This window comes from Niveispirillum sp. CC-CTL257, from assembly GCF_059489915.1.
Window position 1 is genome coordinate 666,972 of the sequence record NZ_JCAJXE010000001.1, and the last position, 11,726, is coordinate 678,697.

At 60.7% G+C, this 11,726-nt stretch carries 13 protein-coding genes; 5 read left to right on the top strand and 8 right to left on the bottom strand.

Annotated elements, in window-relative coordinates; all coding sequences use genetic code 11:
- Positions 1 to 2: 2 nt before the first annotated feature.
- Both ABC729_RS03280 and ABC729_RS03285 read right to left on the bottom strand, forming a co-directional pair.
- Positions 3 to 359, bottom strand: coding sequence for a hypothetical protein (locus tag ABC729_RS03280; RefSeq protein ID WP_495606226.1), 357 nt, complete (start codon positions 357 to 359; stop codon positions 3 to 5).
- A gap of 11 nt (positions 360 to 370) precedes the next feature.
- Positions 371 to 931, bottom strand: a complete 561-nt coding sequence (locus ABC729_RS03285; protein WP_495606227.1) for a hypothetical protein — start codon at positions 929 to 931, stop codon at positions 371 to 373.
- Positions 932 to 1,221: 290 nt separating this feature from the next.
- Here ABC729_RS03285 and ABC729_RS03290 point away from each other — a divergent pair, with 290 nt between their 5' ends.
- Entirely contained in the window at positions 1,222 to 2,070 is an 849-nt protein-coding gene (locus ABC729_RS03290) for a hypothetical protein (RefSeq protein WP_495606228.1), read from the top strand.
- A 176-nt stretch (positions 2,071 to 2,246) separates the two neighbouring features.
- Positions 2,247 to 2,945, top strand: a complete 699-nt coding sequence (ftsE, locus tag ABC729_RS03295) for a cell division ATP-binding protein FtsE (RefSeq protein ID WP_054167106.1) — start codon at positions 2,247 to 2,249, stop codon at positions 2,943 to 2,945.
- Between the two features lie 9 nt (positions 2,946 to 2,954).
- Here ftsE and ABC729_RS03300 read toward each other — a convergent pair whose 3' ends face one another.
- The 6 genes from ABC729_RS03300 to ABC729_RS03325 all read right to left on the bottom strand — a co-directional run bounded on the left by ABC729_RS03300 (position 2,955) and on the right by ABC729_RS03325 (position 8,527).
- A complete protein-coding gene (locus ABC729_RS03300) occupies positions 2,955 to 3,239 on the bottom strand; it encodes a helix-turn-helix domain-containing protein (protein ID WP_495606229.1) in 285 nt (94 codons plus the stop codon).
- Entirely contained in the window at positions 3,236 to 3,562 is a 327-nt protein-coding gene (locus ABC729_RS03305; RefSeq protein ID WP_495606230.1) for a type II toxin-antitoxin system RelE/ParE family toxin, read from the bottom strand. The genes ABC729_RS03300 and ABC729_RS03305 overlap by 4 nt, the downstream gene beginning before the upstream one ends.
- Positions 3,563 to 3,668: 106 nt before the next feature.
- A complete protein-coding gene (greA, locus tag ABC729_RS03310; RefSeq protein WP_054167109.1) occupies positions 3,669 to 4,142 on the bottom strand; it encodes a transcription elongation factor GreA in 474 nt (157 codons plus the stop codon).
- A gap of 82 nt (positions 4,143 to 4,224) precedes the next feature.
- On the bottom strand, positions 4,225 to 7,509 hold the full coding sequence (gene carB, locus ABC729_RS03315) for a carbamoyl-phosphate synthase large subunit (RefSeq protein WP_495606231.1): 3,285 nt from the start codon (positions 7,507 to 7,509) through the stop codon (positions 4,225 to 4,227).
- A gap of 194 nt (positions 7,510 to 7,703) precedes the next feature.
- Positions 7,704 to 8,192, bottom strand: a complete 489-nt coding sequence (locus ABC729_RS03320) for a hypothetical protein (RefSeq protein WP_495606232.1) — start codon at positions 8,190 to 8,192, stop codon at positions 7,704 to 7,706.
- Positions 8,193 to 8,194: 2 nt separating this feature from the next.
- A complete protein-coding gene (locus ABC729_RS03325; protein WP_495606233.1) occupies positions 8,195 to 8,527 on the bottom strand; it encodes a hypothetical protein in 333 nt (110 codons plus the stop codon).
- Positions 8,528 to 8,689: 162 nt separating this feature from the next.
- Between ABC729_RS03325 and ABC729_RS03330 the strand changes: the two genes are divergently transcribed.
- The 3 genes from ABC729_RS03330 (at position 8,690) to ABC729_RS03340 (ending at position 11,687) form a co-directional block, all read left to right on the top strand.
- Positions 8,690 to 9,016 carry a helix-turn-helix domain-containing protein gene (locus tag ABC729_RS03330; protein WP_495606234.1) on the top strand — a complete coding sequence of 109 codons (327 nt, stop codon included), beginning with the start codon at positions 8,690 to 8,692 and terminating at the stop codon, positions 9,014 to 9,016.
- Positions 9,017 to 9,114: 98 nt separating this feature from the next.
- Positions 9,115 to 11,199 carry a hypothetical protein gene (locus ABC729_RS03335; protein WP_495606235.1) on the top strand — a complete coding sequence of 695 codons (2,085 nt, stop codon included), beginning with the start codon at positions 9,115 to 9,117 and terminating at the stop codon, positions 11,197 to 11,199.
- Positions 11,200 to 11,423: 224 nt separating this feature from the next.
- A complete protein-coding gene (locus ABC729_RS03340; RefSeq protein WP_495606236.1) occupies positions 11,424 to 11,687 on the top strand; it encodes a type II toxin-antitoxin system Phd/YefM family antitoxin in 264 nt (87 codons plus the stop codon).
- Positions 11,688 to 11,726 lie beyond the last annotated feature (39 nt).

Below are 11,726 nucleotides of genomic sequence, written 5' to 3' on the forward strand. Positions count from 1 at the left end.
CGTCACTGACCCCAGGCGGGCGGGGTGAAATGCAAGCCGGTGGCACCCGACAGGGCACCCCAAAGGGCCCCGACCACCCCGTTCCACAGCTGCTCCATCGTCACCAGCGTCAGGCCGACCAGGACGCGGACAAAATTCTGGGCGCTCTGTTTCAGCTGATCCAGGAAGAATTGCTGGAGGGACGGGCGGATTTCGCCCGATGCGATGCCGCCGGCGATGGTTTCCGCCTGCTGCGCCATGGCCGCCAACTGATCCTGGGAGAAACCCTGCGCCGTTTCGATATTCTGGCCCAGGATGGCGGTGGCTTGCGCCTTAATCTGGTTGATCAGGTCGGGAACGTTGATCGGGGTGATGGTCATCTCAGGTCTCCTTACGACTGCGGTGCAGGCTGCTGCGCGACCCCGCGACCCAGAGCATTTTCATAAGTCAGGGCCTGCTGGATATCGATGCTGAACTGCTGCTGGAAGGCCTGGGCCTCCAGGCTGCTGATGCCGCCCGACTGGTCGGCCTGCTGCATGGTCGTGAACTGAACCCCGATCTTGGTCAGGATGTCGCCTGTGGGGGCGGCCAGGGTTTGCAGCTTGGTCCAGTCCTTGACCTTCGATTCCAGGAATTTCGGCAGGGTGGTGGGGTCGGGCCGCGCCTGCGCCAGATTGGCCAGGGCATTGGCCTGCCCGATCAGCTGCGTATAGGTGCCCTGACGCTGTGCGAAGCTGGAGGCCGGTACCCCGCCCGCCACCTGTGCATAGAGCAGCATGGCCTGCTGGTTCAGGCTGGCGACGCCATTGGCGATGGAAGGGTCATAGGCGGGGGCCAGTTGGGCAGTGCAGCCGGCAAGCACGCTACCCAGGAAGATCACGGCGAACAGCAGGCGCAGGCGGGCCAGGGCAGGCGCCAGAACCGGACGCCAGCGTTTGATGGGAACGATCACGACGGCATCTCCCCCTCGGATGACAATTTCGCGGTAATCTTATCAGGTATGATGACCAATACACGATCAAAGATTAAGGACTGTCCGGGCCACACACGCAAAAGCCGCAGCCCGGCAAACAGGCCCGATGATGAAATTCATTTAAAATCACCGGCGAATGGCCCGGCGGCATTGAAGGCGACGGGGAAAACGGGTAACGATTCCGCCGCTGCGACAATGGCGGCGGCCAGGACATGGCCGCGCCGCTATCGCACCCGAATATTCAAGGCTGGGCGCAGGAGAGAACTGGCATGACGCGGACCTTCATCTCGATGGCGAAGACGGGTGGACAGGGCAAGACCCTGACGGCCCAGATGCTGGTGCTGCAGCACGAGCAGAAGGGCGTGCCCGTCAAGCTGGCGGCCGCGGACAGCGACAGCCTGAACCAGCGGTCTAAGTTCGGCCGCCTGTTCCGCAATGTGAAGGAACTGGGCATCGGCGAGGACCTGACCAAGGTTAAAAGCTCCACCGATCCTAACCTTGCCATCAAGTACTGGGATGAATTCGGCCGCACCGTGCTGGAAGGCGGCTACATCATCGATGTGGGTGCCAATGTCGCGGCCGAGCTGTTCGCCTGGGCCGAGGCGCGTAATGCCGGCTCGCTGCTGCGCCGCCGCAACTCGCCCCCCATCGATCTGGTGGTGACCACCAAGGCCGAAAGCCAGGCGATCGAAGATGCGCGTGGCCTGATCCAGTACAGCTTCGACAAGAATGAATGGATGCCCATCGGCCGCCGCTATGTCGTGCTGAACGAGGTGTCGGGCGGCTTCGGGGCCTATGAGAATGACCCGAACTTCAAGCGCCTGAAGGCCTATCAGGGCATGGGCGTGCATATCGTCACCATGAAGCGCTGCGAAAGCGACATCTGGACCCTGCTGGAACGCGAGCTGATCTCCGTCCGCGAAGCGCTGAAGATGACGGAGGTCGATCTGGAAAAGCGCTTCGGCATTGATGTCTGGACGGGCCATGGCGGCCTGACCGACCTGAAGAGCTGGGCCGATGAGACCCTGGCCTCGTTCGAGAAGGTGGGTCTGGTGCCCGTGCGCGACAGCGGTCACCTGGACAGCGGCGTGGAGGCAGTCGGCGCCGGCTGTTCCTGAAAGGAACTGGACCCGGCGCCACAGGCTTCACCGCCGCCACCGTCACCTGCTGCACCGGTGCCGCCCCGGCACCCGGCGCAGTCGGTGGGACGGCCTAAGAAGAAGCGCCGGTGATTGAGGTACGGCCCCGTCTTCCGCAATGGGACGGGGCCAAGTCATAAAGGGAGGATCGCGGTTTGGTCCGTTTCGAAAATGTCGGGTTGCGCTACGGCAATGGGCCGGAGGTGCTGCGCGACCTCAGTTTCGAACTTGCCCCCGGTTCCTTTCAGTTCCTGACCGGCCCCACCGGTGCTGGTAAATCCAGCCTGCTGAAGCTGCTCTACCTTTCCGAACGGCCCTCACGCGGGTTGATCACCCTCTTCGGGGAGCCCTTGTCCAAGGTGCCGCGCGATCGGCTGCATGAGTTGCGCCGCCGCATCGGCGTGGTCTTTCAGGATTTCCGCCTGCTGGACCATATGAGCGCCTATGACAATGTCGCCCTGCCGCTGCGCATCGCCGGCCATGGCGAAAAGCACATCAAGGAAGCCGTCACCGAACTGATGGAATGGGTGGGTCTGTCGGACAAGATGGGCGCCTTGCCTGCCACCCTGTCGGGCGGTCAGAAACAGCTGATCGCCATTGCCCGCGCCGTCATCACCAGCCCGTCCCTGATTGTCGCTGACGAGCCGACCGGCAACATCGACCGCGACATGTCGATGAAGATCATGCGGCTGTTCATCGAGCTGAACAAGCAGGGCACCACCGTCATCGTCGCCACCCACGACTGGCCCCTGATCGACAAGATCAAGCGTCCCATGCTGGAACTGTTCGAAGGCAAACTGGCCGAGGCGTCCTGGTGGCTGAAGCCGGGTGAAGGGTTGGAGGAGCCGGTTTAGGGTTCGTCCTTACGGTGCTGCTGTCTCAAAGCTGATGCGCAACCGCATGCCGGTGGCCTTGGCAAAGCGGGATAGGGTGCGGGTTGATGGAATGGTACGGCCTGTTTCCAACCGTGCGATGGTGCTTTGGGTGGTTTCCATGCGTTGCGCCAACTGCTCTTGCGTTAGGCCAGCCTTCAGGCGTGCTTCGATCAAGGTGCGGGCAATGGAGAATTCAGCCTCCAGACCCTCATAGCACTCCCGGTAAGCAGCATCCTGCATCCAATCCTGATGCAGATCTATCAATCGGGTCATTTGACCTCCTTCGCCCGCTCACGGGCCAATTCAAGTTCACGCAACGGTGTCTTTTGTGTCTTTTTCACAAAGGCACGGACAATGACCACACGGTATCCGGTTGCCGTGACATAGATGGCACGCGAGATGCCGTTGGGACCCCTGACACGGATTTCCCAAAGCCGACCTTCCAAGTGCTTCACTATATCACCCGGCAGATTGGGCAGTCCTACCAATTCGATCAGCTGAACCACCCGGATCAGGCGGGCACGCAGATCAACCGGCAACGCCGCGATCTCCGCATCGACCGTTCTGTTGAGTGTCTCTACCGACCACATGGTCATAAGCATATCAAATTTGCGATACCGCTACATCCCCAAAAAGCCAAACCCGCCACGGCAGGGCCGGGCGGGTTTGATGCTTCGTATACAGAAACTTTGGGAAACGACCTTACTTGAAGGCGATGCCCACGATTTCATAGCTCTTGGAGCCGCCGGGCGTGGTCACTTCCACGCTGTCGCCGACCGACTTGCCGATCAGGGCGCGGGCCAGCGGGCTGGTGATGGAGATCAGGCTCTGTTTGATGTCGCTCTCATCCTGGCCGACGATCTGATAGGTCACCTCTTCATCGGTGTCCTCATCCGCCAGCGTGATGGTGGCCCCGAACTTCACGGCATTGCCGGACAGCTTGGTCGGCTCGATCACTTCGGCACGACTGATCTTGTCTTCCAACTCCATCACGCGGCCTTCAATGAAGGACTGCTTCTCGCGTGCGGCGTGGTACTCGGCATTTTCCGACAGATCGCCATGCTCGCGGGCTTCCGCGATGGCCTTGATCACCGCCGGACGCTCCACACTCTTCAGATGCTTCAACTCATCCTGCAGCCGGTTGTACCCCCGAGCCGTCATGGGAACTTTTTCCATCGCGCCCTATCCCAGTAAAGGTAGCCCAGAAACAAAATAAGCCCGACGGGGCGGCTTCCCGCCCCGACCGACCATACCGTCCTTAGTAAGAGCCGCTCAAGTAAGACTGGAGCGGGGCCACGTCCAGACCGCCGACCTTCAACGCCGAGATGGCTTCAACTGCCGCCTCGGCTCCGGCCACCGTGGTGTAGTAGGGGATGTTATTGGTCAGCGCGGTGCGGCGCAAGCTGAAGCTGTCGGAAACCGCCTGCGACCCTTCGGTCGTATTGAAGATCAGCTGCACATCGCCATTGATCATGGCATCCACGATGTGCGGCTGGCCCTCGACCACCTTGTTGATGGGCGTGACCTTGACGCCATTATCGGCCAGATGCTTGGCCGTGCCGCGCGTGGCGACGACCTTGAAGCCCATCTCCAGCAGCTTGGCGGCCACCGGCACCATCGCGGGCTTGTCGCCCTCGCGCACCGAAATGAAGACGGTTCCTTCCTTGGGTAGGGTGACACCCGCACCCATCTGGCTCTTGGCGAAGGCCAGACCGAAATTCTTGTCCAGGCCCATCACCTCGCCCGTGGAGCGCATTTCCGGCCCCAACAGGATGTCCACACCGGGGAAACGGTTGAACGGGAACACCGCTTCCTTCACCGCCGTGTGCGGCGGGAAGGGGCCGGACAGCTTGAACTGGCTCAACTTTTCGCCCGCCATGACGCGGGCCGCGATCTTGGCGATGGCGGTGCCGGTGGCCTTGGCCACGAAGGGCACAGTCCGGCTGGCGCGCGGGTTCACTTCCAGGATGTAGATATCGTAGCCGCCGATGCCCGACCCGTCGGCGCTCTGCTTGACCGCGAACTGAATGTTCATCAGGCCGACCACGTTCAGGCCCTTGGCCAGCTTCACCGCCTGCACCGTCAGCTCGTCGATGACCGGCTTGGACAGGGTGTAGGGGGGCAGGGCGCAGGCGCTGTCACCGGAATGGATACCGGCTTCCTCGATATGCTCCATGATACCGGCGACATAGACCTCGCCATCGGCATCGGCCACGGCGTCCACATCCACCTCGATGGCGTTCTGGAGATAGCTGTCGATCAGCACCGGATTGTTGCCCGACACCTTCACGGCGGTGGCGATATAGCGGTGCAGACCGGCCATATCATGCACGATCTCCATGGCGCGGCCGCCCAGCACATAGGACGGGCGGATGACGACGGGGAAGCCGATCTTCTCGGCCACCGCGACGGCTTCTTCCAGGGAACGGGCCAGGCCATTGGCCGGCTGGCGCAGTTCCAGCTTATGCAGCAGCTGCTGGAACCGCTCGCGATCCTCGGCCAGATCGATGGCGTCCGGCGTGGTGCCCAGGATGGGCAGGCCCGCCTGCTCCAGCGCCTTGGCCAGCTTCAGCGGCGTCTGCCCGCCGAACTGCACGATCAGGCCGACAACCTCGCCATTCTGCTTCTCCTTCTCGACCAGCTCGATCACGTCCTCGGCGGTCAACGGCTCGAAATACAGACGGTCGGCGGTGTCATAGTCGGTGGAGACAGTCTCCGGGTTGCAATTGACCATGATCGTCTCATAGCCCGCTTCCTGCAGCGCGTAGACGGCATGGACACAGCAATAATCGAACTCGATCCCCTGGCCGATGCGGTTGGGACCGCCGCCCAGGATGACCACCTTCTTCTTGTCCGTCGGCTCCGCCTCGCACTCCGCCGGCTCCAACCCATTGCCTTCATAGGTGGAGTACATATAGGGCGTGTCGCTGGCGAATTCGGCGGCACAGGTGTCGATGCGCTTGAACACCGGGCGCACATTCAGGGCGCGGCGATGGGCGGCGACAGCGGCCTCCGGCTGGCCCAGCAGCGTGGCCAGACGCGCGTCGCTGAAGCCCATGGCCTTGATGCGGGCCATGTATTGCGCGTCGATGCCCGACAGGCCGGCTTCCTTGATGGCGGCCTCTTCCTGCACGATGGCTTCGATCTGGCGCATGAACCAGGGGTCGTACTTGCACTCTTCGTAAATCTGCTCAACGGTCCAGCCATGGCGCATGGCCTGGGCCACGATCAGCAGGCGTTCCGGCGTCGGGCGACTCAACATATGGCGCAGGCGGCCCTGATCGACGTTGCCATTGGCATCGCGCAGGTCGATCTCGTCAAACCCGGTCAAGCCGGTTTCCAGACCGCGCAGCGCCTTCTGCATGCTTTCGGCAAAGGTACGACCGATGGCCATCACCTCACCCACCGACTTCATCGAGGTCGTCAGGGTGTTGTCGGCGCCGGGGAATTTTTCAAAGGCAAAGCGCGGGATCTTGGTGACGACATAGTCGATCGTCGGCTCAAAGCTGGCGGGTGTGGAGCCGGTGATGTCGTTATCCAGCTCGTCCAGCGTGTACCCGACGGCCAGTTTGGCCGCGATCTTGGCGATGGGGAAGCCGGTGGCCTTGGACGCCAGGGCCGACGAGCGCGACACACGCGGGTTCATCTCGATCACGACCATGCGGCCGGTGTCGGGATGGATGCCGAACTGCACGTTCGACCCGCCCGTATCCACGCCGATCTCGCGCAACACCGTCAGGCTGGCATTGCGCATGATCTGGTATTCTTTGTCGGTCAGCGTCAGGGCGGGGGCGACCGTCATGCTGTCGCCCGTATGCACGCCCATGGCGTCGATATTCTCGATCGAACAGATGATGATGCAGTTGTCCTTGCTGTCGCGGACAACCTCCATCTCATATTCTTTCCAGCCCAGGACCGATTCCTCGATCAGGACCTCGTTCACCGGGCTGGCGCGCAGGCCGCCGCGGACAATGTCCTCAAACTCCGCCCGGTTAAAGGCGATGCCGCCGCCGGTACCGGCCAGGGTGAAGGACGGGCGGATGATGGCGGGCAGGCCGACAAACGACAGGGCGTCCAGCGCCTCGTCAAAATTCTTCACCACGCGCGACCGTGGGCTTTCCAGCCCGATCTTGTCCATGGCGTCGCGGAACTTCAGGCGGTCTTCGGCCTTTTCAATGACGTCGGCCTTGGCACCGATCATCTCGATCCCCAGCCGCTCCAGCGTGCCATTATGGAACAGGGCCAGTGCCGTGTTCAGCGCCGTCTGGCCGCCCATGGTGGGCAGCAGCGCGTCGGGCCGTTCTTTCTCCAGGATCTTGGCGACGACGGCGGGGGTGATCGGCTCGATATAGGTGGCGTCCGCCAGACCCGGATCGGTCATGATGGTGGCCGGGTTGGAATTTACCAGGATGACCCGGTAGCCTTCCTCCTTCAGCGCCTTACAGGCCTGAACGCCGGAATAGTCAAATTCGCAGGCCTGTCCGATAATGATCGGACCCGCGCCGATGATGCAGATGGATTTGATGTCGGTGCGTTTCGGCATGATCAGTCGGACCGTCTTTTTCGGGCGGGAAGGGCGATATGGTCGCGGCAAAACGCCCCCCGCTCCACAATGGGTGCGGGGGGCGCCCGGCTGAGGCGCCTATATAGAGGGGTCGGTGCCCGAATTGAAGTGCCGAGCTTGGGGCGCTGGGATGCGTCAGGTGGGACGCAGAAACCACCGGCGCGCGGACGTCCTTACGGCCCGATATAAAAGCGCTGCAGGTCCGCCTGCCGGGCCGTAAAAACGGTGCAGTTGGTGCTTTCCTGACCCTTGAAGAAATAGACCAGCGCCTCATCCCGCTTGCGCGCGGGGTCGAACAGGTTCACGGCCATGCGGCCATAGGCAACGCCAAAGGGCCGCTCTTCCGGCCCGAAGGCGCGGTAATGCAGATTGATCAGCTGGTTGAACCGCCCCTGCCGGCACAGCCGCGACAGCTCCAGATCGGCCTTCAACAGCCCGCGTGCAGGCGCGTTGAAGGAATAGACGATCCGGTCGCGCCGCTGCGGGACGGGCCGTGGCCGGGCAATGGCCGGGTCGATCCAGCTCTGCCAGGGCAGCTTGCCGAATCCGTTCACCTTCTCCGGTTGCGCCGGTGCCGGCCGCTCGGCCTGGGCAGAGGTAAACAGCGGTGCAGCCGCCAGCAGACCGGCCAGCGCCAGCAGGAACATGACGGGACGGTTCATGATCAACGCGCGATGGCGAACCGGGCCAGGAACAGGGCGACCGCCTTCTTGCTCTCTTCCGGCAGGCTGGTGAAATTGATCTTGGTGCCGGTCTTCTTGTCCACCGACGCGACCGTTCCGGCCCCCTTCAATTTCAGATTCTGCTTGGGGTCCTTCAGGTTCAGATCGAACGTGACCGACTGCCCCACCTTCAGCTTCGCCCCCGAAACGGTGACGGAATTGACGCCCAGATTGGCCACCGTCAGCTCCTTGCCGTCGATATTCAGATGCGCGGTGTATTTCTGCACCTTCACCTTTTCAACGACATCCACCTTCAGGAAGTCGAACATGCCCATTGTGCTGGCTCCCTGGGGGGCGTGACGTTAATCGCATGTTACAGGATTTTTGTGGGTTTGGCGCGGGGGAATTGGGGGGCGCCGGTTGGGTGGAGATGGTTGTTGCGGTATAGTGGATGCGGGCCGCTGAACGCAGGCATTGCGGCGCTGGAGTGGCATGACATGACCGACACAATTACAACCGTTGAGCATGGCATTGGTAATGTCTTCGCCGACCTGGGTATGCCCGATCCGGAAAGCCACCTGTTGAAAGCCCAACTCGTTGCCCGGCTTGCCGCGGTCCTCAAGGATCAAGGCCTGACCCAGGCCGACGCCGCCCAGCGTGTTGGCGTGAGCCAGCCTGACATCTCCCGCCTGCTGCGCGGTCAGTTCCGGGATATCTCCGTGGAACGGCTGTTGCGCATGCTGGTGCGGTTGGGCTGTGCGGTGGATATCGTTGTGCATCCGGCGTCTGGCGTCGCTCCGACCGCACCGATTTCGGTGGTTTGACCCCCCGCACGGGGCATCCCTATGGGCGTAGATCGTCGCTGACGCAACCGCTCCCTTTGTGCTACCCTGACGGGAGATTGGATGGGGTATGTAAGGTGGTGGACTTAAAGCTTGCAGGGTTTTTGAATGACATGCCCCCAGAATGGTCGCAGGTTGTATCTGCCCGCGCGGCTCTTCGCGTTCTTCCAATTGCTTTAACGGCTGGCTTGCCTGAATCGGTTTGGCTGCCGGTTTTCCGTGCTTGCTTTGTTTCCTGGGCAGTAAGCCGACTACCGGCATCCGATCTGCGTTCTGCGGCACAATCTGCGGCCCTGTCTGCTAACCGTTCCGCAAGCTCTGTTGGTGGCGCGATGGGACTCTCTGCCCTTGCTGCGGCCTATGCAGCTCAATCTATTGACCGTGTCGAGGGCATAGCTGTTGACTGCATCGTTGCTGCAACTGGCGCGGTTGCTGCTTTCAACAATTCAGATGTCGACTCTATCATTCCGCATCATTTGAGCACTGATCTCGCTTGGCTGTCAGCCGCACCGGATAGGCTGCCAAAAAACTTGGCCACGCAAAACCTGTGGTATGATGTTCCACCACACTGGGCACAGCAAAGTTGGACGAGTTTCTTAAAAAATTTGCGAGCTTTGGACAAAAAATTCGAACCGTGGCTCAACTGGTATCAAGCCCTTTTCATCGCCAATGGTTCCAGCGCCGATTATTTCGGTCCCGACTTGGCCCTGCACATCGCCCAACAGTCCGGTGAATGGTGGGACCGTCCTGCGGCAGAGGTGAATGCTGATATCGCCGCATGGTTGAGGGAGCGGGATGCGGCGCTTACCAAAACTCCGAAGCCTGACTCCAGGCCAAGCATCGGTAAGGACGGCCATGTTCAGACCGACATCTTGCCAGCTGACATGCTATCAACGGATGAACGGCGCATAATTGAAGGGCTTGTCGAGGTTTTGGGCGAAAAAGCAGAGGAGCTAGCCGACTTGCTGGTGTCGTCAAATGCTTTTGCCGAACTGCGGAAGGATGTGCGCAGATATGCGGATGCGGTGCGTTGGCCGGAGCTGTCCATCGACCGGCTCTATGCGCGCGGCATTGTTTTGGATAACACACGTGCCAAATTGCAGCGGGAGATTGATGCGGGGGACTTACCAGAAATGAGTTTGGCGGTTGCCGCCGGTCTGGACTCCGTTCTGTCTCTACACGGGCCGCTCATCGCCTCCACCCAACGGGGACGGCAATTGCTCTCTAGCTCATTTGAGTATGAGAACGATGTAGTTAACGAGAAGATACTCGAGCTGCTGCCCCAGCAGGGCCCTGGCCCCTTTGTGTTTGTGGTTGCTCAGGAAGGTCGCATTCATGCAGAGCCAGTGAAGCTAGGTGCTCCAGACAATGGTGCGCAAACTTATTTGCATGGATTGCGGGACAAGCTCGGCAAACTTCTCTCTGAATTGTCGTGGCGAAATGCCGACCCGTTCGTGATTGAAACATTGCAGGATCTGCAGAATTTACTACCAGCTGTGGCGGCAGAGGCAGACCCATTTCACATCGACCTTAACCGCTTGACCGTAGAATCCATTGGCGAATCCTATAATAATGCGGCGGCGGAGGCAGAGCTGTTTCCGGGTGCCGTCGCTCGCATTGTCGATGTCGCCCGCACCACCCTACGCTTTTGTCAGTGCTTTCCTGAATTCAGGGAAACGGAATCTGATGGAAGGGGCATGGGGATCACCACACCCCAGGCCACCAAAATGTCGCTCGTGGCGGAGAGCGCTGTCAAGGGTCTGGAGGATGCCGGTGTGCTGGATGATTCCGCCAAGGCCGCCTTTACCGAAACGCTGGAACAACTTAAGTCCGCACGCACAGAAACAGCCAAGCGCGATCTATTGACCCGCCTGCTGCAAATGTTGCGTAATGCCATGATAACTCTGCTGAATGCTGCAAAGGCACCTGCGTCCGCCGTTGCGGAGGAACTGAAAGCACTGGGTCGCGACAGTTACAAGGAAGCCCGACCGAAATTGGTGAAGATTGGTAGTGCCGTAATTCTTGGCTCTGTATTGACCGCAATCAACTATGCCGCCGCCCCTTTAACAAGGTTGGCGGATCAGCTGCCGCAATTCAAGGAAATTGCAGAGATCGTCAAATATGTAAAGGAAGTTGCAAAATCCCCTTCCACCCCCTCCGGATGACCATCGCAATTCCGTTCCACCCTGCTGCGTGGTCCCATCCATTCAGAGGTGGCGCAAAGGTGGCTCCGTGAAACAGGGGCGTGTTTTGTGTTTCACTTGGTTGCACGAACGGCACCCTTTCGGAGTTGGCGGTTTGTCAGCTTCGTTTGAACCTCGTCATCGTCCCTTTGCCTTCATGCCAAACGCGTCCATATTTCTGATGGCTGAAATGCCGGAGGTGCCCTATGGAAGAACAGTTTTCAACCGCAGAGGCGGAGGCACAGTTTTCCCGCCTGATCGATCGCGCCCGCCGGGGGCAGGAGACCTTGATCACCGACCATGGCCGCCCCGTGGCGCGGGTGTCGCCCGTTGAGCCGGCGCCGGCACCTGAGCCTGCCATTAGTTGGAAGGACCTCTATCTGCGGATGCGCGAACGGGCCAAGGCAGCCGGTATCAAGCCCTTCACGGCAGAAGAGATAAAGTCCCTTCGGGATGAGGGGCGTCGGTGAGTTTGTTGCTCTTGCAGGCATAAACCGTCAGCTGGTCAA

Excerpts from the sequence above, each read along its gene's own strand:
- ABC729_RS03325 (WP_495606233.1), bottom strand. The coding sequence starts at position 8,527 with ATGGGCATGTTCGACTTCCTGAAGGTGGATGTCGTTGAAAAGGTGAAG.
- ABC729_RS03340 (WP_495606236.1), top strand. The coding sequence starts at position 11,424 with ATGGAAGAACAGTTTTCAACCGCAGAGGCGGAGGCACAGTTTTCCCGC.
- carB (WP_495606231.1), bottom strand. The coding sequence starts at position 7,509 with ATGCCGAAACGCACCGACATCAAATCCATCTGCATCATCGGCGCGGGT.
- ABC729_RS03290 (WP_495606228.1), top strand. The coding sequence starts at position 1,222 with ATGACGCGGACCTTCATCTCGATGGCGAAGACGGGTGGACAGGGCAAG.
- ABC729_RS03320 (WP_495606232.1), bottom strand. The coding sequence starts at position 8,192 with ATGAACCGTCCCGTCATGTTCCTGCTGGCGCTGGCCGGTCTGCTGGCG.
- ABC729_RS03300 (WP_495606229.1), bottom strand. The coding sequence starts at position 3,239 with ATGACCCGATTGATAGATCTGCATCAGGATTGGATGCAGGATGCTGCT.
- ABC729_RS03280 (WP_495606226.1), bottom strand. The coding sequence starts at position 359 with ATGACCATCACCCCGATCAACGTTCCCGACCTGATCAACCAGATTAAG.
- greA (WP_054167109.1), bottom strand. The coding sequence starts at position 4,142 with ATGGAAAAAGTTCCCATGACGGCTCGGGGGTACAACCGGCTGCAGGAT.
- ABC729_RS03330 (WP_495606234.1), top strand. The coding sequence starts at position 8,690 with ATGACCGACACAATTACAACCGTTGAGCATGGCATTGGTAATGTCTTC.
- ABC729_RS03305 (WP_495606230.1), bottom strand. The coding sequence starts at position 3,562 with ATGACCATGTGGTCGGTAGAGACACTCAACAGAACGGTCGATGCGGAG.